This is a genomic window from Xanthomonas sp. WHRI 8932A (genome assembly GCF_035012785.1).
In the GTDB taxonomy this organism is placed as follows: Bacteria; Pseudomonadota; Gammaproteobacteria; order Xanthomonadales; family Xanthomonadaceae; genus Xanthomonas.
In genome coordinates, this window is record NZ_JAYGQQ010000013.1 from 148,049 (window position 1) to 172,387 (window position 24,339).

Here is a 24,339-nt window from a genome sequence, read left to right on the forward strand (position 1 = left end):
CGAATCAGAAAAACCAATTCATATTCGTCTCATGAATTTAGGGTAGTGACATATGGTTAATTTCAAGAAGCACCTCGCTGGCAAGGTAGCAACCAAGCCGATTGATCCTGTGGCGCTTTACGCAACGCTCGATCGTACGCATGATAAGGGTCCTTTGAGACCAGCTCAGGAAGCGATTCTCGCGGCTTGGCATCAGAAGCAGGCCACGATTCGCGATGTCATCGTCAAGCTCCACACCGGACAGGGTAAGACTCTGGTCGGCCTGCTCATGCTCCAGTCCCGTCTGAACGCAGGAAAATCTCCGGTTATCTATCTCTGTCCGGATAATTTTCTAATCAACCAAACCTGTGAGCAGGCCGAACAGTTCGGCATACGGACCTGTATAAGTGACGGCGATCTGCCCGAAGAATTTATCAATGGTGACCGAATCCTAGTCACCTCCGCCAGCAAGCTTTTCAATGGCATGACAAAATTCGGTTTGAATCGTCAGTCAATCGCACTTGACACCGTACTCATGGATGATGCGCATGCTTGCGCCGACCGAATTCGAGAACAATGTCGCGTTCGCATCCCAAGAGAGGAGCCTGCCTATGCGGCGCTTCTGGCACTATTTGGTAGCGAGCTTGAGCAACAGGGAAGCGGTACATTTGCCGAGATCGAAAATGAAAAGAGGGATGCTTTCCTTCCGGTACCCTATTGGAGCTGGCTATCGCACGAAAGCGAAATCGCCGGGATCCTTGCCAAAAATGCTGACCGTAAATCTATCAAGTTCGCTTGGCCCTTACTGAAGGACATGCTTAAGCATTGCCAATGCGTAGTCTCAGGCGCAGCGATCGAAATTGAGCCCTATGTTGCGCCACTCGAAGCCTTCGGCTCCTACGCCAATGCTGCACACCGCATCTTTATGTCAGCAACGGTGACAGATGATGCTTTCTTAGTGAAGGGTCTCCAACTTTCACCGACGACCATTTCGAGTCCCCTCACCTACGCTAAGGAAACATGGTCCGGCGAGAAGATGATTCTTCTGCCGTCAGTTATTGATGAAGTTCTGGATCGCGAGAGTTTGGTTAAGTTGATTGCAACTCCGAACGAGAAAAGAAAATTTGGTCGGGTCGGCTTGGTCCCAAGTACAGCGCGCTCGAAAGACTGGAAAGCTTATGGTGCGATCATCACTGACAAAGAAAATGTCGACAAAGTCATTGATGGACTAAGGAAGGGAAATTACGAGAAAACTGTGGCACTGGTTAACCGTTATGACGGAATTGACTTGCCCGACGCGAGCTGCCGTATTTTGACATTCGACTCTAAGCCGTTTTCGGAAAGCCTGATCGATCTCTATGCTGAACGGGTAAGGCCCAACTCCAAGGCTACACTTACAAAGACGATGCGCACGATCGAACAGGGCATGGGGCGCAGCGTCCGCGGCGAGAAAGACTACTCCGTCATCATTGTCGTAGGATCGGAGCTTGTGCGCACACTTCGCGATGCAACCTCGCGCCGGTATCTCTCGCCTCAGTTCGCTAAGCAGATTGAGATAGGGATCGAGCTTGGAAAAATGGCGAAGCAAGAAATTGCCGACGGCGAGGCCCCGTTCGACGCATTCCAAGGACTAATCAACCAGTGCCTAAAACGCGACGATGAGTGGAAAGCCTACTACGTAGAGCAGATGGATGGTGTGGCGCCAGCTGGTGCCAACAAGGCCATCCTCGATATCTACGCTGCTGAACTTAAGGCCGAGAACGCCTATATAGCGGGCGACTATGTCCAGGCTGCTACAACCCTGCAGGACCTTCTCGACAGTGGCGACATAGATGCCGATGAAAAAGGTTGGTATCTGCAGGAGAGAGCGCGATACTTCTACGTCTCGGCGCGAAATGATTCAAATGAACAGCAGAAGGCAGCCCATAAATCCAACAAGCTGCTCCTTAAGCCGGCAACCGGCGTGACGGTCACCAAGCTGACGGTGCGTAGCCAAGGGCGAGTTAAGTCTGTCCAGAATTGGATCCGAAAATTCGACAATTATGGGGATCTTGATGTCGCGGTCTCAGACATTTTGAGTCGGCTAGTTTTCGGCATGAACGCCGACAAATTTGAGCACGCGCTCAACGAACTAAGCTCCGCGCTGGGATTCAGGGGCGAGCGTCCTGATGCGGAATGGAAGGAGGGCCCTGACAATCTATGGGCTCTCGATGATAGGAATTATCTCCTCATCGAATGCAAAAGCGAAGTCGACATCATGCGTGCCGAAGTCAACAAGCGCGAAACCGAGCAGATGAATCGGTCTAGTGCTTGGTTTGAGAAGCACTATCCAGGGTTTGAAGCCAAGCGGATCATCATCCATCCGGCGGGCAAGATTCAGAGTGCTGCGGCGTTTACTCATGACGTTGAGGGAATGCGTGAGCGAGATTTGAAAAAATTTGTTCAATCGTGCCGCGCTTTCTTTAAGGCCTTTGAGGTTTTGAATTTCAAGGATCTTTTAGATGAACATACCCAGAAGTTGATAGACCTGCACAACTTATCCGTTTCTAAGATATTGTCCTCTTACTCGCAAAAGCTCAAAGATCTGAAATAGGATTTCTAAACGGCATCCTATCGACTGCGGCGATTGCCGCAATCGATAGGATGTTGCGGCGATTTTGATGCCGCAACGCGTGATCGTCTTACAGAACGGGCGTATGTAATGGCTCCTCTCAATCAGCCTGATTGGCGGCTCTTTACCATGAAAGGCCGTTTGGTAAACTTTTTCCCTGCGGGCTCGGGTTGGGCTTATGTGATTACGGACGAGGTGAACCCGGGACCCTGCTCGGGCTATTGATGCATGTCACCTCCCGCGCTGCTTCAACTATTAGCCGCTTCTGCCGTCTTTGTCCGCTTGTGCCGACCAGTTTTCTGGAGCGAGACATGTGGGATTGTGGCAATTGGTCGCCAAGAACCGCGCTATCGCCCTCACTGCCAAGCTACGATAGCTCATGTATGGACACTGCCGCCACCGGAAGCTCAAGGTAAAAGACATGCATATTTCCAAACTCACCCTGGTCAATTACCGAAACTTCAAGAACACCATTTTGAAGTTCCAGCGTGGTGTCAACACCATCATTGGAGAGAACGGCGCGGGCAAGTCCAACATCCTCCGTGCTATTCGTCTGCTCTTGGACGACAACATGGTCCGCGCAGCTTATCGATTGGATGAGTCCGATTTCAGCCGCACGCTGGATCAGTGGAAGGGGCATTGGATAATTATTAGCATAGAGTTCGAGGACCTCAGCCCTGACGAGGCAGTCCAGGCGCTGTTCTTACACGGCGTAGCTGGGATCCACGCCGGACCGATTTCCAAGGCAACGTACAGCCTAATTTTTCGACCCAAGAAGGAAATTCGGCTCAAGCTGGCGTCCCTCGAAGAACTAGACTTTGCGGCGTTGAAAGCGATCCGGGGTGAGATCACCATCGACGATTACGAGACCATCTTCACCGGCCGAAGCAGCGCTGATTTTAGCGATCCGGCAACTTACCAAAAGATCGTCGGAAACTTCGATGTATGTTGCTTCGACGAAGAAACCGAGTTCCCCGAACTTGGGGCGAAGGTGCCCGGCTTCCTTTCGGTCACCAAGGAAGTGTCACTCACGTTCATCCAAGCGCTTCGAGACGTCGTGGCTGAGTTCCACAACAACCGCACTAATCCACTGCTCAATCTTTTAAAGAGCAGGAGCGGTGAGATCAACGCGGAGGCTCTCGTTCCCATCGTGGGCCAAGTGCGCAATCTCAATGGCGCCATCGAAGGGCTTGAGGACGTGCAGTACGTGCGCAAGCACATCCGCGAGACCATCAAGGACACGGCCGGCGAAACCTACTCCCCGACGTCGCTGTCGATCCGATCGGACCTGCCCGAGGATGCGGAGCAGCTGTTTCAGTCACTACGTCTATTCGTCGGAGAGTCTGAAGACGGGTACGAAGGGACTATCAACGAGCTAAGCCTCGGCGGCGCCAACCTGATCTACCTGACGCTCAAGCTGCTGGAGTTCAAATATCAGCGCGAGAAGATGGCTATCGCAAATTTCCTGCTCATCGAAGAGCCCGAAGCGCATATCCATACCCATATCCAGAAGACGCTGTTTGACCGCATTGCCTACGAGGATGCCCAGGTCATCTACACGACCCACTCCACGCAGATCTCAGAAGTGAGCAATGTAAGCAACGTCAACATTCTTGGCCGATGCGGCGCGTTCTGTGAAGCCTACCAGCCAACTACCGGGCTTGATCCTACCCAGGTGACCAGCATCCAGCGATACCTGGACGCGGTTCGGAGTAACTTGCTGTTCGCCAAGAGCGTGATCTTGGTAGAGGGAGACGCGGAAGAGATCCTAATACCTGCGCTTGTCAAGCAGGCCCTGGGCCTAAGCGTGGACGAATTGGGGCTCAGCATCATCAACATCCGCAGCACTGGGTTTAAGAACGTCGCGATCCTGTTCAACGATATCCGGATTCGTAAGCGATGCGCCATCGTCACGGACCTGGACGCGATTTTCTTCGACACCACGCTGAATTCTGCGGACGATCAGGCCTGGGCTGCCAGGAAGCGCAAGGCGATTGGCTCGCACACGGCCGGAATTCGGCGAAAGGCTGATCTGGACGCGTTTGGGGCTGGGAACGTTTGGCTGCGAAGCTTCTACGCTACGCATACCTTTGAGGTGGATTTTGTCGCGGCAGGCAACCATGAAGCGATCGTGCGTAGCGTCGATAAGGTCTACAAGGCACCAGCGATGATCGCGCAAGCAACGACCGACCTTCGTTCGGGCTTCCTTCACCAGAGTGGCTTCCGCACCTTGACGATGGCCGAGCAGGAAGGGAAGGGATGGTTCGCGGTCTTGCTTGCCCAAACTCTGGATCACCAAGTCGTGGTGCCACCCTACATCCGAGAAGCGGTGCTGTTCGCGCATGGAGCATTCTCGCGCCCGCTTATCATTCGAATCCTCCAGTACCGACTGAACTGCCTGTCGCGCATTGATGTCGCCTCACACATGCGTCTCAAAGCGTTTGCCTCGGAACTTGAACGGTTTCATGATCAGAAAATCGATTTGCCCGCACTTCGCGCTGCGGCTGCAACAGCATTGCCGGGCGACGTGGTCCATGCGTTTTTGTCCGGTATGTCCTGATGTTTGTCTGGGATGCTACCGAACTCAACCCCGAGCAAGCGACTGCCGTCGAAGAACCGTCGAGCGTCTTTTTGGTCGCCTGCCCGGGCAGCGGAAAAACGCGCACGCTGACCTACAAGATTGCTTATGAGTTATCCCGGCGCACGGACAAACGCATCATCGTGGCCATTACCTATACCCACCGCGCCGCTGACGAGATTCAGGAGCGAATCGAAGCCCTTGGCGTCGATACTACCGCCCTGTGGATCGGGACCATCCATTCGTTCTGTCTCGAATGGATCATCAAGCCCTATGGGATCTATGTTCCGGAGCTGGCGCGTGGGTACACGATTTTGGATCGACACGACCGGGAGAAGATGCTTGAGCGGCTCTGCGCACCGTATACGGGCGTGACTTTGTGGGACTGCGACTATTATTTCGAAGGGGATGAGTGCCGGCTAGGGTGCGCTGACACATGGAAGCATGACGCGATCCGTCAGGTGCTATCGGCTTACTTTGAAGAGCTGGCGGCCACAAGACGAATCGATTTTGAGTTGATCCTCTGGTACTCCCAGGTGCTGATCCGAAATCAACCACATATCGCGGCGCTTCTATCCAAGGTCTTTTCTTATGTCCTCGTCGATGAGTACCAGGATACGAAGCGGATCCAATATAACTTGATAGGGGCCATCCTGCGGGCAGGAGCCGGCGGCACCCGGACGTTCATCGTGGGAGATCCCAATCAAGCGATTTACGGCTCGCTTGGTGGTTATGCCATCTCGGTTGCGGACTTTCGCGCGATCACCGGGATCCCCATCCGAGAGATGGCGCTGCGATTGAACTACCGGTCAAGCGCCAGGATCATCGGACACTTTTCCAAATTCAATGTGCATGCCACCGAAATAGAGGGTGCAGGGAAGATGATTGGCTATCCTAGCCAGATCTCTTACAACCAAATTATCGCGCACGAAGACCTTAGCAATGAGTTGGGAAGGCTCATTCAAAAAAGCTTGGCAGAAGGGCATGCCCCCGAAGAGATTTGCGTGCTGGCGCCGTGGTGGGCCTTGCTGGCGTCGACCACTCGAAAACTTGTGGCGCTGCTGCCCGAGCAGCAGTTCGACGGCCCGGGATTAGTGCCTTTCAGCAATGATCCCGACAACTTTTGGTTCAAGCTCTCTAAGATATTGCTGACGGAGTCGTCGCCACAGATGCTGGTAAGACGCATGCGATGGGCCAGGGACGTTATCGCCGACCTGAGAGATCTCGGTGTCGACACGTCGGGCATCACCCGAAGGTCGCTGCTGCGAGAGTCCAACTCTCTGAATATCACAGAAGCAGAGGGCCTCGCATATTTGGACAAGGCGTTCGACTCTTTGCTTAATCGCCTGAAAATCGACCTGAACTCGTTTCCCGGGCTGGTTGAGCACCGCGAGGCATTTTTTGCGAGTTCACAGGCGCGGCTAGAGCGGCTAGGAAAATCAGGTGCGGCCTACATTACTGACTTGTCTTTTTTTAAGAAAGTGTTCCGCGAGCGAAGCGGGATTACTGTGTCGACGATCCACGGAGTCAAGGGTGGAGAGTTCGACGTCGTAATTGCATTTGGGCTTCTTCAGGGTATGGTGCCTCACTTCAGCGATGCCGACGGTGATGTCGCGGCGAGCAAGCTGCTATATGTCTTGGCTTCACGCGCTCGCAAAAACTTGCACCTGATCTCGGAGACGGGTCGATCACGTGGTAGACGCGGAGATTACGAGCCCACCGAGGCCTTACTCCGCTGTCGGTTCGATTACAGCGAATACTAAAAGCGGCGCACCACGGTGTATCTGGTCCCGGCGAGTCCCGCTTTAGTTCAGAGTCCGGCTTCGCTGGGCGGCTCTCCTCGAGGTCACCCATAGCAGGGAAGGCGGCTCAGTGAACCCGAGACGCAGTTTTTAGCGCGGCCTTGGAAACCAGCTAGTAGAGGGCATACACTAGCCTTGGCACCCGCCTTGCTTGCACACGAGCAAAAACAGGCTGTTTCCCTGATCGACTCTTCTTTCTGGCCCGCTGCCGGGGAGTTAAACGTGTGCGCCTGACCCGGATCTGCGTGGCCGTCGAGGACGAGTCATGACCATCAAGCAATATGCTTTTCGTGCCCACGCGTACCTTAGGACGCAGGGCTTCGCGTCGCTTACCCGCAGCCAAGTCCATGAGCTGCTGGCTGCTGCCGCCGGGTTTGCCACCCATGCCGCGTTCCATCACCAAGCTGCATGGTGCGATGTAGCCTGGCGCGATACTGGCCTCACTCCGGTTAGTGATAGGGTCGTCCACCGGTGTCTGCACTTTGGGATGCCACCCGCGGTGGCTGAGCGCGTAGCCCAAGCCTTGGTCAGCTTCCTCGACTCATCCGGCTACGCGCCGGTGCGCTTTGAGGAGCTGATTGCCGCACTCGCAAGCGATGAAGACGCGTGGGCGGACACAGATGAAGCGGGGTCGGATGTCGGTGCCGAGTGGGTTTCGGCCGAACTGATCAGCCGCATTCAGCAGGGGGTTGATGCGCTGCTCGGCGAGCTCCTCTTGCTGCTCGAAGGATTAGAGGCGGCTGCGGCGCGCGGCATATCCGCTGCACACCTTGCTACTGCCTACATGCTTGAGCCATATGTGGATCTGCCAGACGAGGATGACCGCCGCTTCGGTCGGGAACTACGCCGGCGTGGTCAGTGGTCAACTGAGCCAGTGGGCTTCGCGACGATTGCCGCAGACACACTCAGTTCGTTCGCTCAGTTGGTTGCCAAACATCGGTATCACCTCCTTGCTGCGGCACGGAGCGGGGATAGGCGCGCGATGCTGCTCACCGCGAAACGCTACGGTGATCCTGGGGCGATTGAGCTTGAGCCGTCGGACGAAATGGATCCGTACGACATGGCTGACTTGGCCGATATGCATGGTCGACCCGAGCTGACCTACCGATGGCTGACAGTGCTCGCACGCGAGGGGGATGTATCCGCCATGCGGGAGCTCATCGAAGGCCGGGGCGAGACCCCGTTCCGCGCTTGGGTCTGGATGTACCTCTCGCGGATGCTGGGTGGGGACCTGAGCCAAGACCGGCATGAAGCGGTCAGCGAGAATGGGGCTCCGTATGACGACGATGTCGGCGGGCCAGCGTATGTCGGGGGAGACGACGGAATCGAATTGGCACCACTCGCGGCCGAGGAAAACAGCCGCGCCCAAGAAGACGCCGCTCAACTATTCGCGGCAATCAATGAGCGCTACAAACTGACCTGATCGAGTGTGGTCACGGGCGGGACGCTGCTAGGAGCACCCGCCCGCATTTCTGCGTAGACCTGGCAATGCGCGCCGTCGGAGATATCCTCCCCGCCTTAGACTCTCCCAGAACTGAAAAATTCGACCTTGGATGAGAAGCAAATTTGACGGCGAACTCCATCGGTATGACATCGCTTACTGAGAAGTGCGTTCGCGACGTTCAATCACTTAACCGGCAAGTGACGGCGTAGGCGCTGCTACATCGTGCGCTGTTGCGGGAGCTGCATGTGCTGCTTTTCAGCAGGCAAGAGAGAGCGTAGGAAATCGTGCCATTGGATGTGCTCGGCCTCACAGCGCGCCTCAACCTGCTCAACAATCCAATGCGAGTAGACCAGCACTGGGGCATTGCCGTCTGCAATGTCATCGACTGCTACGCCGACGAGCCAGCCAAGTGCAGCTATTTCGTCATCAGTGCCGGCGACAGGATCACCGCCCACTAAGACTGTCCAAGAATCTGTATCGTCACCTTCAACGTAGGCAAGAACAGCTCCATCTTCCCCAATGAGTTCAACAATGACGTTGCGCTCCGCATCAGAGATGGCCATCCAACCTTCAACCTTACTTATGCCTATGAGTGGTCGCGCCTGCGCTGCTTCAGCTCTCTTGCGACGCTCCTTGAGCTTCGCTTTTCGTGCCGCATCCGATTTCTTTGCCATTGTTGCTCCTAGCGTAAGGCGTGGTACAGATGCCTGCCCATTAGATGCGGTCTGTTGTTGTCAAAGTCTAACTTTCGATCCAATCAACTACCTATCCCAGTCACGACATTCTCGGCCCCATCCTGCTCGGGTCATTCTGGGTCTGGTCACGTGCTTGAGCTAGCTCCTGCAATCGAGTCTGTTCCTGCGTATCGCGGGTCTGACTCGCAGCTAGGTATTGCTGTTCCGGAGCTGCCGCTAGCGCCTCGCTAGTCGGCATATGTGCCCGGTTGGCGAAAGGATCCGGGGAGGCGCCTGGGCCTGAGCGCATCACGAACATCGTCACGCCGCCTGGAAGCTTGTCGGTCTGTACGTTCAGTGCAACGTCGACCTTGTCGCCGGGCTTGAATCCTGCCTCCACAGCCATTTTGTAGGCACTCGCAACCATGCGATCGCTGCGCTCATCCCAAGGTTTGTTGGCGCTCTCATCGAGTCTTGCGATGGAAGAGCGTAGTTGCTCCACCAGCGCAGCGTCTTGCGGTCTTGGGCCAACGGCGCTTTGACGATTCACAGATGGCTGCTCGTCTTCACGAGGATCGTGCGATGGATTAGAGCGCGCACCCATCTGCATTGCCGGTGCGGCGACCTGTGCCGTGGTCCTGCTCGTGGCCGCTGCACGCTGTTGCACGTGATCGTCATTCAGCGCCGACGAATGTGCCGGCGTTGTCTGCGACGACGGCGCGCTGGGTAATGGGGTTTGCGTGGGCGGCGCTGCAGGCTGCTGTGTTTGCGGCGACTGCGTGGAGGGATCGGGTTGGGGGACATTGGCGGGCATAGCCTGCTGCCGTTCTGCCTGCAATATCTCTGCTGCCGTCGTGGTAGCCCTGATTTCCATGCGGTCGTCGTTCTGGCCAACCACCGTGGCGATTGAGCCATCTTTCTGCAGCTGCAGGAAGAAGGGCATCTGCTTGCCCGTATCGCGTGCATGGTCTTGTGCAACTGCCGCCGTGGCGGCATCAATCTGCGCGTCAGTGCGTGTAATACCAGCGCGGGCGTACAGCCCGGTCACCTGGCTGTGCAAGTCGCTCTGCGTCGGCGTGGGATGGGTGCGCGCTATTTCCGCCATCGAAGCCATGTCTTGAAGGCCGGCCTGCTGGCTCTGCCACGTGCGGTTCAATTCCTCGCGTGTGTTGCCGGTGGCCGCATTGGTGCCATAGAACGTGCCGGGCGTGGTCCATTCGCCGCCGGCGTCGCGGGTGTAGGAGTTACCGTCAGAAGCCTGTAAGGGCTGCGGTTGCGTGCGCGCATTCGTGATGGCCTGGGGCACCGGTTCGCGATTGGCGAACTCATTCCAGCCGAACTGGTTGTAGGCAATCTGGTAGCGGGCCGCTGTTGCTTCCGGCGTGTTGGCGGCGTTCTGCGCAATGATCGTCTGCGACTGGCTCTCCAGCGCTGTCGCACGCTCGGCACTGATCGGGGCGTTGCGTGTGACTGGTATCTTGCCGTCGATATTCTCTCTGATTTCGAGCTGCCACTGCCCGGTCTGCGCATCGCGCACATAGTCACGGCCCGTTTCAAACGGTTCGCGCGGCGGGTGCGTTTCGGCCTTGGCATCTAAGCGGTATGGATCCTGCGGCTTTGGTGGATTTGCCAGACCGAGCGAATACGAGTCGTTCGCCGCGCGGTAATTCAGTTCATCGGCAAGGCGGCCAGCGGCAACCAGGCGGGTCTCCTGATAGCCGCCGCTTGGCAACGGAGCGCTGACCGTACGCGTCCAGGTGCCTTGTGGATCTTCTGGGCTGCGTGTCCACTCGTTGCCACTGCGATCTGGCTGTGTGTAGATCCGGTTGATGTCTTGCTTCTCGGCCCAACGTTCGCCAAGGTAGGCGCCCGCCACGCCGCCTACCAGGCCAGTCGCCAGAGCGCCAGGCCCCGTCCACGACCCTGTGACGGCTCCGTAACCTGCACCAAGCAGGAAGCCGCCGGCGATGCCGCCCGCATTGCGCCCAACGAAATGCGTGGCTGCCGACTCGGCGCCAGTGTCGTTGCCCTGCGTGCTTAGCTGGACAACGCGATGGCCGGTCACAGCGAAGTCGTAGGCCATGAGCGCTACGCCGGCCGCACCCGCGACACGAGCACCAGAAAGCCCGCGCGCTCCGGCAGCTTCCGCTGCAAGCCCTTCGCCCGCCACGACGCTGCCTTCGCCTGGGGTGCCCGGGAGCCGGGGCCCAGCCGGTGGCCGTGCGAGAACTGGGGGCATCTCCTGTGCAAAGGAGATGCGAAGACGGGCTTCAATCGGTTCGGTGATTGATAGGCGCCCGGCCTGGTTCGCTTCAGCAACTGCGGTGCCCAGCGACTTGTGGCCACCCCACTTGTCGCTGAGGGTAGATGATCCCGGCTGATTGATCGCATCCAATGCTAGCCTGACGTTACGCTCTGACTGAGTGACGCCAGCCCATTTCGCCTCTGCATCTGCCATCTTTCCCAATTCGGAAATCTGGGCTGCGTGGCCCTGTTTGTACGCAGCGAGATCCCCATGAAACGCTCGGATCTTCGCGTTCGCTTGCTCCTGCGTCATGCCCTGAGGCGTGTTAGTGACAAGATCTCCATTTACTAAGCCCACCTTAAGAGTGTCGGTTAAGGCGTTGACCCTAGCTGCGATTCGCTGAGCTGCTCCCGGATCCGTTGCTTTATCCCCGAGCAGGGTTTGTTGGCCGTCGGGAGATATCTCTAGCCGATCAAGAGCAGTCTTAAGCTCGTCGGTGTATGCGCCGAGGGGACCACCTGGATGAGGCGACAATCCCATCTCTGCCGCCAATGCCTGGTCTGCGGGCAGATTGAGAATATTGCGTGGGCCATGTAGTTCAAACAAACCGCGTTCCGATAGCGCCTGTAGTAATTCACTGCGGGCATACGCAACTTGCTCAATTACGTGATGTCCCTGGAAAACAGGTGTGTCGGCCATGCTGGTGCTCCTGCGCAAAAATCCATGAATGCGTCGGCGGAATCAAATTTCCGCAGCGTCTCGTATCCGAACACCGTCGAGGTTCGCAGCCATCAGTGCATCCGCTAGAACACGGTCGCAGATAGCATCTATCGCTAGTCGCGGTTGCCGGAAAACGTGCGCGTCACCAACGATCTCTTCCTTGAAACCGAGACTTGCACCGCCGGCCACGCTGTAGAACTTGAGATCTTCTCCGGTCTGGTGATCGCGCTCATACTCGATCTTCACCCGTGAATTTTCCTCATCGAGCGCATCGAGCGAACGCACCACACCACACAAGTAGTACTGGGGACCTGCAGAACCATCGGCGAGGGTAAAATCACACGCACAAAAAGCGAACCCGTGCGGATCAATAGACTCGAAGATGTGTTTCAGAGATTCGGAAACAATCCACTTACCTGCCAACTTTTCAAAATCTCTCGGCATCCCGCCTTGGTCGGGTACATGGATCAGGTGGGGTTTTTCTGGGTACTGATTTGGATCGCCATTTGGATTTTCAATCATGAAAGTCCCAGGGAGCCGTAGCTGCTTCTTGTTAGCAATCTCTAAGCCCGGCTGTCTGCCATTTCCCCAGAAGCTGGGCTCAAGAACAAAGAACTTCCCCTTCTGAGATGCGCTCATAACAGTGACCGGAATCGCACTTTCTTCGTTCATTTGGGCTTCCATCGGGGATGCGAGTGCGCTGCACATTGAAGTTGAATCCTCCTGCCGTCGCTATTGCTAGAGTAGCAGATGAGGTTGCCATCTATTGATGAGGTCTTACATGATTGTTGTAGAAAAAATTTCTAGCGTGGCTAAGTTATTGTCTGAGGCTGCCCAGTCGAGAAGCACTGTTGGATTTAAGAAGCTTCACGAAATTTTCGATGAGGGTACTCGAAGTAATGACGTGTACGATACTTTGGAAGCCGCTAGCCGAGCGCTTTCCGACACACGCACAGCTATCTACAGTGCAGTGCTGGCAAAAAATTCCGATGGTTGCCCTGGAAGTGGTTTTTACGACATATTTAATAATATTCGAAGGAAGGATTTTTTCGGAATCGCTGGACATAATGATATCCATAAATTAACGGATGGAGATCGGGTGTCAATGGCAGGAGTCGAGCGTGAACGGGTCTACCAGCACGCTGAGGAAGCTTGAGCACCTTGTTCTACTTCGAGAACTGAGAGTAAATAACTGACCCTATTGCCTGTAGGGCGTCTTCGATGTATCCACTGGCACAGACCACTCAACATCCCCGCCATCGCTGCGATAGGCACTCTCAACTGAGCCGAGAAACATTTTCATGGATAGCGAAGCCAGGTGCTGATCCCGAATGGGGCCAACACGAACACTAACTATCGCTTCTGCGGGGATCTCGATCTCAACGTAAGGAATCAGCATCCCATTCCTGGGTCTGTACTTGATGTCGTGCTGATCTGGGCGCGCGATCATGCGGACTTCGCTTTCCTCCTCGAAACCCGCATCTTTGAAGGTAGCTGCCAACTCGATCAGTTCGATCTGCTTGTCGATCGAATCAACGCTAATACAGCCGTTAATCTTAGCCATGGACCGCGAAATGCTGGTGCCAGCATTGGTCAACTGCTGTGAAGCTTGGTCCGCCTTTGACTTACTATCGTAGATGCAGTCCCTCAGCTTTAGTCCGAATTCTTTTAGGCGCTCGCTATCAAAGACGACGACGTAGTTGCCGTATCCACGCCATTGACTGAGCAGATCATCCTTTCGGCTGAAAGACATGGCAAACACAGGATCCTCAGTCCACGAAGCGTCTTCATATTCGTTCAATGAATTAGACAAATATGACATGGCTTTCTCAGCATAATCCCAGTTGTAGAACAGCCCATGCGGCTGGTGCTCCATCGCCTTCTTCAGGATCTCGACGCCATGCGAAAGTTCGGTCGAGTCATTCATAAAACGTAAGTCAGTCAACCAAAGCTTCCGGTTGACCAGTATTGATTGCACAGCTTGCGCATCGGTGTAGTGGTACAGGTTCATAGCTTTCTCGGATTGCACTGGTGGATGCGCGGCAATAGCGCGTAGGTAGAGATGGGCCAGGGAGGGGAAGCGACTGGGATCAAACGGTGTATCGAAAGATAAGTTTGCGGAAGTGATGATAGTCCGCCGGGCTAAGACTTAGCTCATAGGAAAACGGGCGATCAACGGCCTAGTCGCTCATCTTGCCGCACTGCCAAAAACTGGTTTCAGGTCGTCTACCACTCATGGTCAAGGCGGTCAGCTCAAGCGGGGCGTGAAAGCTACCCCAACCCCCCTTACGGGTGGCGCTGGCGGCCAGTAGCCTTGGATGCAACCAAGCCGATCTTGCGCACTTTGCCCAAATGCCCCCCCCAAATATCGTCGTTGAGCCTCCAAAGCAACTGAACAGAAAAGCGAAGTCTCCATACAGTGTTGCTGCAGTTACTGCTTTGCGCGGCCCTCGCACGCGTATCTCAATCTGTCGCCCGGGCTGGATTTCGAGACCAAGCTGTTCGCCAAGACCAACGCGCCGGACCTGCTGCGGCGTGAGTTGGCGCGGCCAAGCTATGTGCCCAGCCCGATCGCGCTGGGCATCAATACCGATGCGTATCAGCCGATCGAGCGCAAGCGCGCACTGACGCGGCAATTGATCGAAGTACTGTGGGAAACGCGGCACCCGTTCACGCTGATCACCAAAAATGCGTTGGTGACGCGCGATCTGGATCTGCTTGCACCGTTGGCGCGCGAGAATTTGGTCAACGTGTATTTTTCGGTGACCACGTTGGACCCGCAGGTGTCGGCCAAGTTGGAGCCGCGCGCCTCCGCACCGCATGCGCGTCTGCGCGCGATGCGCACCTTGCACGAGGCCGGCGTGCCGGTGGGCGTGATGGCCGCGCCGGTGATCCCGTGGATCAACGACCATGAGCTGGAAGCGATTCTGCAGGCCGCTGCCGACGCGGGTGCGAGCAGTGCCGGCTATGTGCTGCTGCGGCTGCCGCACGAAGTGGCGCCCTTGTTCCGCGACTGGCTGCAGACCCATCACCCGCAGCGCGCCGCGCATGTGATGAGCACCATCCAGCAGCTACGCGGCGGCAAGGATTACGACAGCAGCTTCGGCACCCGATTCCGTGGGCAAGGCGTGTATGCCGACCTGCTGGCGCGCCGCTTTGCGCTCGCGCATCGCCGCGCAGGATTCGAGACGCGCGCGATGCCGGCATTGGACTGCAGCGCCTTCCGCCGCCCCGCTCCGCCGGCCAAGCCGGTGCCCGACTCGCCGCAGGGGCAGTTGTTTTAGCTGCCGGGATTGGGGAGTTGGGCTTGGGGATTCGTAACGGCAACGGCGCTTCGATCGATCAGGTCCGATTGGCTGATATGAAACGTCTGCAATGTCTGGGCGATCTGGTTGATCGCGATGAAGTGTTGTCGTCACTACGGCAGCGCGTATCAATCCACATAGCTGTTCTGGCAGCGGGAATCAGCCATAGGAATGAAAGCCGCCAGGCAACGGCAACGACGCGCCGCCGTTGCCGTTGCGATTCCCCACTCCCGATTCCCTATTCCCCGCCGTAAAGCGCCTGCGCCGATTGGAACAGGATCCAGCTGGTGGCGATGAATTTGTCGCCGCCGACCGGGCGGTTGCCGCGGTGGGTGTGGGTGAAGGCAGTCGGGGCGATCAACAGGCTGCCGGTGCGCGGGCGGGCCTTGCGTTGCTGGAACAGGAATTCGGTTTCGCCCTGCTCGAAGTCTTCGTTGAGATACAGCGTCCACAGCAGGTGCCGATGCAGCGTGTCGGCGCTGGCATCGCGTGGATACAGCTCGCAATGCCAATACGGGTAGCCGCCCTGGTCGGCGGTGTACCACTGCAGATTGATCGCGCCCGGACGCAGGCAGGTGCGCGCCAGATCGCCCAGCGCCTGGTCGCTCATCTGCGCGATGTCCTCGGCCACCAGCCGATGCGGTGTGCCGTCGGCGGTGGTGACCTGCAGCATCAACGGCGAGATCAGCGCCTGCGGATACTGCCGCAGATAGGTCAGCACGCCGTCGAACACCGCCTGTTGCAGGCGGCTTTCCACTTCGGCCCACTCGGCCACACCGCTGATGCGTAGATCGCGGCTGTACTTGAGTTCGGGAAACACGCCGCCACCGATGCGGCCCGGATGCAGCTGCTGACTGTCGCGCATGCGCTGCACAATCGCCGCGCAATCGGCGGCCGCCACGGCGTTGTCGGTGATCTGGATAAAGTCGGGTTGGCTCATGTGCACGACCATAGCAATGTAAACGCGCTGCGGTAAGCAGCGTGATCAAAGGATTTCCAATGCCTCGAGCCTCATGCATTGACGCTCGGAAGTCCGCGCGCCTTCGATCACCGTGCTGCGTCGGCGGAATGTCGCCCATCACTGATCGCCGTCGCTTTGTTAGGTCGGCGGCGTCGCGCTGTGATTGCGGAGATGACGTAGCCGCGAACGGTCAGCAACAAGATCACCGCGCGACGCGTCTGTCGATGCAGCTTATCGGCCCAGCCGCCCAGTGTGCTCACGCACCATCCCAACGCACAGCCGCCCAAAGAAAAACCCCGCCGAAGCGGGGTTTTTCATCACACAACGCGGTTTGCGACGATCAGAACTTGTAGTTGATCGAGGCAGCCAGGATGTTGCCCTGCACATCGTAGCTACCCGCCAGGCGGTCGCCGGTGGCGCTGCGGGTGTCGCTGGTGGGGTCGCTGACAAACAGGTGGGTGTAACCGAAGTTGTATTCGGCCTGCTGCGACGGACGCCAGCTCAGACCCAGCGAGACCCACTTGCGGCTGGCATCGGGCACGCGCACGTCACGGTGCTCGGCGGTGGTCGGGGTCTGGTCGTAGGCCAGGCCGCCACGCAGGGTCAGCGTTTCGCTCATGCGGTAGTCGGCACCGATCGAGGCGAAGGTGGTGTCGCGGTAGGAGAAGTCCAGCACGCTGTTGGGCTGATTGGACGCGAAGTCCACGGTCACCTGGTCGAACTTGCTCCAGGCGGTGCGGGTGACGTCGGCCATGATCGACCACTGCTCGTTCACGTTGTGCGTGAAGCTGGCGGTGGCGCTGGCGGGCAGCGTGACGGTGGCACGGCCCTTGGTGTCGATGAAGGTGCCCGGTGCGGCAACGCCCAGCACGGCAGCGGCGTTAGGCGGGGTGGTGAAGTCGGCATCACCGTCGGTGATCTTGTGCTCCACTTCCGAGCGGTAGCTGAAGCCGATGTGGGTGTTCTCGTCGATGCTGAACAAGCCACCGAGGGTGAAGCCCACTTCGGTGCTGTCGCCCTTGATGCGCGAGTAGCCGTCGGCGCTGCCCGGCGCAAAGCCCGGCGCACGGCGCGCGGCAAGGATGCTGCCGAAATCCACCGCGTTGCCCAGGTCGATATCCAGACGCTCGGCGAACACAGAGGCGCCGAAGGACACGTACGGGTTCACGTCGTAGGAGAACGCGACGTTGAAGTCGATCGCCTGCAGCTCGGTCTTGGTGCCGTGGTAGCGGCCCACCCAGTCACGGTCGTATTCGGTCTTGAAGCCGAACGGCACGGTGAGCGAGGTGCCCAGGTGCATGTTGTTGTTCTCGCCGAACGGCACGTGGAAATACATCGCCGGGACCGGTGCGATCGTGCCAGCGTCGCCGCCGTTGCCGCCGGACACCGGGGCGCCGTTGGCGTAGTTGCCGCTCTCGGGCTTGAACTTGGCCGAGAAGTGGATGGCGCTGACGTCGGCCTGGAACAGGCGACCGTCCAGCTGGCGCATGCCGGCCGGGTTGTTGACGATGATCGAGGCGTCGTCCGGGGCGCTGCCCGAACCTGCGAATGCGCGGCCGAGGCCCTTGGCGCTGTTTTCCTTCAGCTGGAATGCGGCGCCGTGCGCCTGGCCAACGGCCAGAACGCCAGCGATACCAACAGCCAGCAGGGTGGCGCGGCTCAGAGTGGAAGCGGTAGACATGAGTTGTAGCTCTCCGGATAAAGACTGCAATGGTCGGTTCAGCGCCCGCGCCCAGCACCAATCCAGTGCCTGGAGCGCGCCGGAGACCCCCCCCCGACATACGACGCCGTACGCAGTATACCCACCACGATTAACCGAACAATAACGACTTGCGTCCTGAACACGCGGTTGGGTTGGGGCTGGGTTCAGGCCCGTGGACCGGCTATTGTGCGTCTCCGATGTTTGTTTCCCTCCCCTCCCGCAAGAAACCCACCCCGCGCTGGGCGGTGCCGCTGTTGTTCGCCACGGTGTGGCTGGCCTATCTGTGGTCGATCAGCCGGCCGGGCGAAGCGCGCAATACGCTGTGGCTGGATTGGGGCGCGCTGTCCAGTGGCGTCTCCAATCTGGGCGACTGGTGGGCGACCTTGCGCGATGGCAGCGTGCTGCGGCTGTTCACGGCGTTGTTCCTGCACGCCGATTGGTCGCATCTGCTCGGCAACCTGGTGTTCCTGCTGATCTTCGGGCTGCCTGCCGAACGCATCCTGGGGCCGTGGCGCCTGCTGTTGCTGTTTCTGGTGGGCGGCGCGGCCTCCAACCTGGCGGCGATCTTTGCGATCGGCACACCGGATCGGGTGATCATCGGCGCCTCCGGCGCGGTGTCGGCGTTGATCGGCACCTACCTGGCGTTGTTTCCCGGCGCCAAGCTGGGCGTGGTGCTGCCGCTGGGGCTGTTTCTGGAATTCATCCGCGTGCCGGCACCGTTGCTGATCGGTGCCTGGGCACTGCTGCAGGTGGTGTTCGCCTATATCGGCCCGGCGTTCGGCATGGTGGCGTGGTCGGCGCACATCGCCGGCTTCCTGTTCGGCATCGTCTACGGGCTGTATGTGCGTGCGGCCATCGCGCGACGGTTGCGCAAGCGCCACGGGTTTTAGCGCGGCAAGCGACGCACCGGGGACGCGGGCGTGTGGCGGGTCAACGCGCGTACGCTGCGTCCATCGCGATGGCGCGCCTATAATCGGTGCATGTCCAAGCCCTTGTACAAAGTCACCTTTCTCAATCACGGCAAGGTGTACGAGCTCTACGCGCACGAAGTGACCGGCAGCCATCTATGGGGCTTCAACCAGATCGGCGAGCTGGTATTCGACGTGCACGACGGCCTGGTGGTGGATCCCACCGAAGAACGCCTGCGCGAAGAGTTCGGCAATACCAAGACCTTGCACCTGCCGATGCAGAGCATCGTGCGTATCGAAGAAGTGGAAAAGAAAGGCCAGTCGGTGATCCGCGATGCCACCACCGGCGACAAGGTGGTGGCCTTTCCGGTGCCGACCAAGCCACGCTGATGCGCATTCTGGTGCCCGACGATTACCAGGGCGCAGTACGTCAGCTGCCCTGTCTGCAGCGGCTGCAGGGCCACGATGTGCAGGTGCTCGGTGCATTGGCCACCGATCCCAACGAATGGGCCGAGCGCCTGGTCGAAGCCGATGCGCTGGTGCTGATCCGCGAGCGCACCCGCGTGGATGCGACGCTGTTGCGGCGGTTGCCGCGGCTCAAGCTGATCAGCCAGACCGGGCGCGTGGGCACGCATGTGGATGTGGCCGCGTGTACCGAGTTCGGGGTGGCGGTGGCTGAGGGCGTCGGCTCGCCGGTGGCGCCGGCCGAGCTGACCTGGGCGCTGATCCTGTCGGCCAGCCGCCGCCTGACCGAGTATCAGCGCGCGTTGCACCAGGGCCGCTGGCAGGCGGTCGGCGACCCCGGCCTGGGCCGATCGCTGCATGGGCGCACGCTGGGCATCTGGAGTTATGGGCGCATCGGTCAACGTGTGGCCGGGTTCGGGCGCGCGTTCGGCATGCAGGTGCTGGTGTGGGGTGGCGAAGCATCGTGCGCACAGGCGGCGCGCGATGGGTACGCGATTGCGGCCAGTCGCCAGGAGCTGTTCGAGCGCAGCGATGTGCTGTCGTTGCATCGCCGGCTCACCGCGCAGACGCGCCATCAGGTAACCGCGCAGGATCTGGGCCACATGCGCACCGATGCCTTGCTGGTCAACACCAGCCGCGCCGAATTACTCGCACCCGGCGCATTGCTGGCCGCACTGGATGCTGGTCGGCCGGGGCAGGCGGCGGTGGATGTGTTCGAGCGCGAGCCGGTGCAGGACCCGCGCGACCCGCTCCTGCAGCACCCGCGCCTGCTGGCCACACCGCACCTGGGGTATGTGGAACGCGACAGCTACGCGCTGTACTTCGAAGCGGCCTTCGACAATGTGCTGGCCTTTGCTGCGGGCACCCCGCGCAATCTGGTCAATCCGGAAGTGCTGGCGATGACGCGCTAGCGCGTGTTTCGCGTGATGAATCGAACCACGCATGCGCGAAGACCTATGCACGCGAATGGCGCAGCGATGCGCACGCGAACGCATGGACAGGTTTGCAAAGGCGCTGGATTGCGTAGGACGAAGCCCGGCTAACAACACGTAGCGAGCAGTGGTCAGGTGGGCGTGGACGGCGCGGAGGAACCGGAATGTACGCGGGGTACATGCCGCACCGAGCACCGGCAGCCTGCAAAGTCCCTTTGTTAGCTGCACTGAAACCGGCGCCCGACACGGCGCTGCATGCCGCTGGCAATCCATGCAACTAGTCGATCCTCACAGAGCGATGATCGCCCGATCAACGCATGTCTGAGCGAGCGGGTGATTGAATGACGCACGTACGCGGCCTTCGTTTACCTGCGAAGATCTGGGTGTGGTGCGCAGCGAAGTTTCCTGCGCTGTAGCGATTACCGTATCGAACAACGTCCGGCGCCGTGCGAGCGATCGGTGCTGTCACTGACTCAGACAATGACGTTCGTCGTAGACACAGCGCGTGCTTTGCACTGGAGTCACTGCACTGGAGTCACTGAGGGATGCGGCTTCAAATTCGCTGATCGCAGCACGCAGCACGCAGCACGCGTCATGCAATGCATGGACAAGCTTGATCGGCACGCAGCGCGCACCATCGTCGTGCGCGCCGCGTGTGACGAGCGCGGCGCCGGCACCATCCAGCCGACCCGCGCTCGCACCCTGTTCGCTGCGCTTACTTGGTCGGTTCGACCGGTGCCGGCTTATCCGTTGGCGCTGCCGGCTTGGCTGGGTCAGTTGGCTTGGCCTTGTCGGTGCCCGCCGGATGCGCTGCTGCCGGCTTCGGCTCGGACGCTGCCTTGGTGGCCGCCCTCGCCTTCTGTGCGGACTGGGCTTTTGCCTTGAGCGCGGCTTGCGCCTTGGCGGCCGAGCCGGGCTGCTTGAGCTCGGCCAGCGCTGCGGTGATCGGGCCATCGCCAGGCAATACATCGCCGGCGCTATAGCCCTCTTCGCCCTCGGCATCGCCGCGCAGATGGCCCGGCAAGGTGGCTTCGCTGAAATCGGCTAGGCTGGCCGGCACGTCGGCATCGCCGGGCTGCGGTTCGGGAGTGAGCATCACTTCCGGCACGATGCCGCTGGCCTGGATCGACTTGCCGCTGGGGGTGTAATAGCGCGCGGTGGTGAGCTTGACCGAGTCGCCGTTATCCAGCGGCAGCACGGTCTGCACCGAGCCCTTGCCGAAGGTGCGGCTACCGATGATGCGCGCGCGCTGGTTGTCGCGCAGCGCACCGGCCAGCACTTCGGAGGCGCTGGCCGAGCCGGCGTCTACCAGTACCACCACCGGTGCACCGCCGAGCAGATCGCCCGGAGTGGCATCGAACTTGGCGTCGCTGATCGAGATACGCCCACGGGTGCTGACGATGTTGCCCTTGTCGAGCAGATCGTCGGCCACCTGCACCGCCGAGGTCAGCAGACCGCCCGGGTTGCTGCGCAGATCCAGCACCAGCCCGCGCAGTTTCCCGCCGGCCTGCAGCTGCTTGAGGTTCTTCTGGAAATCGGCGCCGGTATCGGCCTGGAAGGTGCTGATGCGGATGTAGCCATAGCCTGGCTCCAGCAGCTTGCTGCGCACGCTGGCCACGCGAATGGTCTGCCGCTGCAGGGTCACATCGAACGGCTTGGGCGTCTTGTCGCGCACGATGGTCAGGGTGACCTTGCTGCCGGATTCGCCGCGCAGCGGTTCCATCGCCTTGCTGGCATCGATTGGCTTGCCGTCGATGGCCACGATCACATCGCCTGCGCGAATTCCGGCACGCGCCGCCGGGGTGTCGTCGATCGGCGCGATCACCTTGAGCGTGTTGTCCTGTTGCTGCAGCAGCTCCACGCCAATGCCGTCATAGGCACCGGTGGCCTGTTCGTCGAAGGCTTCGGCATCTTCCTTGTCGAAATAGGTGCTGTGCGGGTCCAGGTCAGAGAGCAGGCCGCGCACCGCGGCGTGCATCAGCTTTTTGTCTTCGACCGGGTCGACGTAGGCCTGCTTGACCGCGTTGTACACCGCCACGAAGCGACGGATTTCGTCCAGCGGTACCTTGGAGACAGCGGCTTCATTGGCTTCCGGATCGTCCGCAGCGGCCTGGGCGGCGGCGGGACGGGCGGTCTGCGCCCAACCAGGCGACGCGAACAAGGCCAGCGACAGGGCAACGGACAGGACGGCTACGCGCATGAAGCACTCCGACAAAGAGATAAGACGCTCCGCACGACGGAGCTGACCGGATTATGCGCGAAGCAGCGGTAAATCCGCGTTGAATTACGCGCGTGTTGCGTGGGCAGTTCGGTGGCGGCCAGCTGGCTGGCGACCGAAGCACGGATGTGTGACGCATTGGTGCGGCCGGGCATCTGCAACTCGGGCGGCGAGCGTGCAGCGCACGGGTGTCTGCTCGCACCCGGCCGCCAACCGCCAACCGCAGTGCCATGCGCTGCTTCGATGTGCAGCCGGACAGTGCCGCGATGAAAGCATTGCCGGGGTGGCCGGGAAGGCTGCAGCGGCGAAACGCGCTGCATCGCTGCGATGTCGCCGCCACGTGCTGGTGAGCAGCGCCTGGCCGCTGCGGTGACCGTGGCGCGCTGCGAGGACGCACAGACACTGATCACCCAGCGAGCACGGCAGCGACCGGCAGCACGGCTGCGAGTTCCGCGATGCTCCGCGTCGGCCGCCGCTCACCGCACGTAGCGACTAGCGCCGTTGCAACCAGCTCGATGGGTCGACCGGCTGCCCATTGCGCCGCAATTCGAAGTACAGCGCCGGCACGCCCTGCCCGCCCGAACTGCCGACCTTGGCCACCGCTTCGCCGCGCTTGATCGCCGCACCGGCATCGCGCAGCAAGGTGTCGTTGTGCGCGTACAGGCTCATGTAGCCGTTGCCGTGGTCCACGATCAGGATCATGCCGTAGCCGGTCATCCAGTCGGAAAACACCACCGTGCCGTCGGCCACCGCGGTGACCGTGCTGCCCTTGGGCGCGCCGATCAGCACGCCCTTGCTGGTGTGACCGTCGGGCAGTGTGGCGTTGAAGCGTGCCAGCAGATTGCCCGCCACCGGCCAGCTGAGCCCACCGACCTTGGGCGCCGGTGCGCTGGCGATGACCTTGGGCGGGGTCTTGCCGGGACGCTCGGGGCGATCGGTCTTGCCGCGCTTGGCCTGTGCGGCGGCTTCGGCGGCCGCGCGCTTTGCAGCCGCGCGGCGTTCGGCTTCGGCCTTGGCCGCGGCCGCGCGCAGATTGGCGAGCAGTTGCTCCAGCGACTTGGCATCCTGGCCCAGCGCCTTTTCGCGCTCGGCACGTTGTTTATAGCGATCGTCCAGCTGCGCCACGGTGGCCGCCTGCTGCGAGCGGTCCTTCTGCAAGGTGGCCGCCTGCGCCTTTTGTTGCGCGCGCGCCGCATCCAGCGCCTGGCGCCGGGCGGCGATGTCCTGTTCCACCTTGGTCAGCGCATCCAGCTGCGTGGTCAGCGCGTGGATCCGCTGCGCGCGTGCGTTCTGCACGTAGCGGTGATCGGCGAGCATGCGGTTGGCATCGCCTACCGTGTCCTGCGACAGCAACACCTTCAACGGCGCGTTGCGGCCTACCTGATCGGCGGCACGCAGCAATGCGGCCAGCTGCACGCGCTGGTTCTGCAGGCCGCGCTGCAATTGCGCGCGGTCCTGTTGCAGCGTGGACAGATGCTGTTCCTGTGCGCGCATCGCCGCTTCGGTTTCGCTCAGGGCGCGCGAGGTCTTGGCGACCTTTTCGTCGGCCTGGCGCAGTTGCTGCGCCGCGGTGCCGCGCTTGCCTTCCAGCTCGCGTCGGTCGGCGCTGATGGTCTTGAGCTCATCGCGCAGCTGCTGCAGTTTGCGCTCGGTCTCGCGCTGGTTCTGCGCGCCCGCGCCGGTGCTGCCGAGCAGCATGCAGACCAACGCGGTCGTGGCCAGCCAGCTGCGTCCAACGCCGGTGGCGGAGACGAGCGGCAGACGCGGCAGCGGTGCAGGCGAAGGGGGCAACGAA

Annotated in this window: 16 protein-coding genes, 1 other RNA gene and 1 pseudogene; 9 read left to right on the top strand and 9 right to left on the bottom strand. The window is 59.8% G+C overall.

The window, feature by feature from the left end; genetic code table 11:
* Nucleotides 1-52: 52 nt before the first annotated feature.
* The 4 genes from VC212_RS20385 (at nucleotide 53) to VC212_RS20400 (ending at nucleotide 8,393) form a co-directional block, all read left to right on the top strand.
* Nucleotides 53-2,572: a DEAD/DEAH box helicase gene (locus tag VC212_RS20385; protein WP_323526763.1), complete on the top strand. Its 2,520-nt coding sequence runs from the start codon at nucleotides 53-55 to the stop codon at nucleotides 2,570-2,572.
* A 439-nt stretch (nucleotides 2,573-3,011) separates the two neighbouring features.
* The gene (locus VC212_RS20390; protein WP_104577003.1) at nucleotides 3,012-5,150 is read left to right on the top strand and encodes an AAA family ATPase; all 2,139 of its coding nucleotides are present in this window, start codon (nucleotides 3,012-3,014) and stop codon (nucleotides 5,148-5,150) included.
* Nucleotides 5,150-6,931, top strand: coding sequence for an ATP-dependent helicase (locus VC212_RS20395; protein ID WP_104576984.1), 1,782 nt, complete (start codon nucleotides 5,150-5,152; stop codon nucleotides 6,929-6,931). Before VC212_RS20390 ends, VC212_RS20395 begins: the two co-directional genes overlap by 1 nt.
* Before the next feature lie 304 nt (nucleotides 6,932-7,235).
* Entirely contained in the window at nucleotides 7,236-8,393 is a 1,158-nt protein-coding gene (locus VC212_RS20400) for a hypothetical protein (protein WP_323526764.1), read from the top strand.
* Between the two features lie 236 nt (nucleotides 8,394-8,629).
* On the opposite strand, the gene VC212_RS20405 is transcribed toward VC212_RS20400, so the two are convergent.
* The 3 genes from VC212_RS20405 to VC212_RS20415 form a co-directional block, all read right to left on the bottom strand.
* The gene (locus VC212_RS20405) at nucleotides 8,630-9,088 is read right to left on the bottom strand and encodes a hypothetical protein (RefSeq protein WP_184388308.1); all 459 of its coding nucleotides are present in this window, start codon (nucleotides 9,086-9,088) and stop codon (nucleotides 8,630-8,632) included.
* Between the two features lie 100 nt (nucleotides 9,089-9,188).
* Nucleotides 9,189-12,032 carry an XVIPCD domain-containing protein gene (locus tag VC212_RS20410; RefSeq protein ID WP_323526765.1) on the bottom strand — a complete coding sequence of 948 codons (2,844 nt, stop codon included), beginning with the start codon at nucleotides 12,030-12,032 and terminating at the stop codon, nucleotides 9,189-9,191.
* Between the two features lie 42 nt (nucleotides 12,033-12,074).
* Complete coding sequence (locus VC212_RS20415) at nucleotides 12,075-12,737, bottom strand: DUF1629 domain-containing protein (RefSeq protein ID WP_184388310.1); 663 nt, start codon at nucleotides 12,735-12,737, stop codon at nucleotides 12,075-12,077.
* Between the two features lie 97 nt (nucleotides 12,738-12,834).
* Between VC212_RS20415 and VC212_RS20420 the strand changes: the two genes are divergently transcribed.
* A complete protein-coding gene (locus VC212_RS20420; protein WP_146095747.1) occupies nucleotides 12,835-13,209 on the top strand; it encodes a hypothetical protein in 375 nt (124 codons plus the stop codon).
* Nucleotides 13,210-13,251: 42 nt separating this feature from the next.
* On the opposite strand, the gene VC212_RS20425 is transcribed toward VC212_RS20420, so the two are convergent.
* On the bottom strand, nucleotides 13,252-14,064 hold the full coding sequence (locus VC212_RS20425; protein ID WP_104576980.1) for a DUF2971 domain-containing protein: 813 nt from the start codon (nucleotides 14,062-14,064) through the stop codon (nucleotides 13,252-13,254).
* A gap of 415 nt (nucleotides 14,065-14,479) precedes the next feature.
* On the opposite strand from VC212_RS20425, the pseudogene VC212_RS20430 reads away from it, so the two are divergent.
* Nucleotides 14,480-15,337: pseudogene (locus tag VC212_RS20430) on the top strand (PA0069 family radical SAM protein); the annotation flags it as partial.
* Nucleotides 15,338-15,596: 259 nt separating this feature from the next.
* On the opposite strand, the gene VC212_RS20435 reads toward VC212_RS20430, so the two are convergent.
* Nucleotides 15,597-16,298, bottom strand: coding sequence for a 2OG-Fe(II) oxygenase (locus VC212_RS20435; RefSeq protein WP_323526767.1), 702 nt, complete (start codon nucleotides 16,296-16,298; stop codon nucleotides 15,597-15,599).
* Between the two features lie 361 nt (nucleotides 16,299-16,659).
* A complete protein-coding gene (locus tag VC212_RS20440) occupies nucleotides 16,660-18,000 on the bottom strand; it encodes an outer membrane protein transport protein (RefSeq protein WP_323526768.1) in 1,341 nt (446 codons plus the stop codon).
* Between the two features lie 218 nt (nucleotides 18,001-18,218).
* Between VC212_RS20440 and VC212_RS20445 the strand changes: the two genes are divergently transcribed.
* From VC212_RS20445 to VC212_RS20455, 3 genes are all read left to right on the top strand, one after another.
* Complete coding sequence (locus VC212_RS20445; RefSeq protein ID WP_046962787.1) at nucleotides 18,219-18,911, top strand: rhomboid family intramembrane serine protease; 693 nt, start codon at nucleotides 18,219-18,221, stop codon at nucleotides 18,909-18,911.
* 90 nt (nucleotides 18,912-19,001) lie between these two features.
* Nucleotides 19,002-19,319 carry a DUF1820 family protein gene (locus VC212_RS20450; protein ID WP_055852962.1) on the top strand — a complete coding sequence of 106 codons (318 nt, stop codon included), beginning with the start codon at nucleotides 19,002-19,004 and terminating at the stop codon, nucleotides 19,317-19,319.
* Nucleotides 19,319-20,305 carry a D-2-hydroxyacid dehydrogenase family protein gene (locus VC212_RS20455; RefSeq protein WP_115526546.1) on the top strand — a complete coding sequence of 329 codons (987 nt, stop codon included), beginning with the start codon at nucleotides 19,319-19,321 and terminating at the stop codon, nucleotides 20,303-20,305. The genes VC212_RS20450 and VC212_RS20455 overlap by 1 nt, the downstream gene beginning before the upstream one ends.
* 126 nt (nucleotides 20,306-20,431) lie before the next feature.
* Here the strand turns inward: VC212_RS20455 and VC212_RS20460 are convergent.
* The 3 genes from VC212_RS20460 to VC212_RS20470 form a co-directional block, all read right to left on the bottom strand.
* A non-coding RNA gene (locus VC212_RS20460) (sX9 sRNA) lies at nucleotides 20,432-20,507 on the bottom strand.
* Nucleotides 20,508-21,041: 534 nt separating this feature from the next.
* Complete coding sequence (locus VC212_RS20465; protein WP_323526769.1) at nucleotides 21,042-22,526, bottom strand: S41 family peptidase; 1,485 nt, start codon at nucleotides 22,524-22,526, stop codon at nucleotides 21,042-21,044.
* A gap of 510 nt (nucleotides 22,527-23,036) precedes the next feature.
* The gene (locus VC212_RS20470; RefSeq protein WP_323526770.1) at nucleotides 23,037-24,335 is read right to left on the bottom strand and encodes a peptidoglycan DD-metalloendopeptidase family protein; all 1,299 of its coding nucleotides are present in this window, start codon (nucleotides 24,333-24,335) and stop codon (nucleotides 23,037-23,039) included.
* Nucleotides 24,336-24,339 lie beyond the last annotated feature (4 nt).

Coding starts and splice junctions, on each gene's coding strand:
- VC212_RS20410 (WP_323526765.1), bottom strand. CDS start 12,032: ATGGCCGACACACCTGTTTTCCAGGGACATCACGTAATTGAGCAAGTT.
- VC212_RS20450 (WP_055852962.1), top strand. CDS start 19,002: ATGTCCAAGCCCTTGTACAAAGTCACCTTTCTCAATCACGGCAAGGTG.
- VC212_RS20395 (WP_104576984.1), top strand. CDS start 5,150: ATGTTTGTCTGGGATGCTACCGAACTCAACCCCGAGCAAGCGACTGCC.
- VC212_RS20385 (WP_323526763.1), top strand. CDS start 53: ATGGTTAATTTCAAGAAGCACCTCGCTGGCAAGGTAGCAACCAAGCCG.
- VC212_RS20445 (WP_046962787.1), top strand. CDS start 18,219: ATGTTTGTTTCCCTCCCCTCCCGCAAGAAACCCACCCCGCGCTGGGCG.
- VC212_RS20455 (WP_115526546.1), top strand. CDS start 19,319: ATGCGCATTCTGGTGCCCGACGATTACCAGGGCGCAGTACGTCAGCTG.
- VC212_RS20420 (WP_146095747.1), top strand. CDS start 12,835: ATGATTGTTGTAGAAAAAATTTCTAGCGTGGCTAAGTTATTGTCTGAG.
- VC212_RS20415 (WP_184388310.1), bottom strand. CDS start 12,737: ATGGAAGCCCAAATGAACGAAGAAAGTGCGATTCCGGTCACTGTTATG.
- VC212_RS20405 (WP_184388308.1), bottom strand. CDS start 9,088: ATGGCAAAGAAATCGGATGCGGCACGAAAAGCGAAGCTCAAGGAGCGT.
- VC212_RS20390 (WP_104577003.1), top strand. CDS start 3,012: ATGCATATTTCCAAACTCACCCTGGTCAATTACCGAAACTTCAAGAAC.
- VC212_RS20440 (WP_323526768.1), bottom strand. CDS start 18,000: ATGTCTACCGCTTCCACTCTGAGCCGCGCCACCCTGCTGGCTGTTGGT.
- VC212_RS20400 (WP_323526764.1), top strand. CDS start 7,236: ATGACCATCAAGCAATATGCTTTTCGTGCCCACGCGTACCTTAGGACG.
- VC212_RS20425 (WP_104576980.1), bottom strand. CDS start 14,064: ATGAACCTGTACCACTACACCGATGCGCAAGCTGTGCAATCAATACTG.
- VC212_RS20435 (WP_323526767.1), bottom strand. CDS start 16,298: ATGAGCCAACCCGACTTTATCCAGATCACCGACAACGCCGTGGCGGCC.
- VC212_RS20465 (WP_323526769.1), bottom strand. CDS start 22,526: ATGCGCGTAGCCGTCCTGTCCGTTGCCCTGTCGCTGGCCTTGTTCGCG.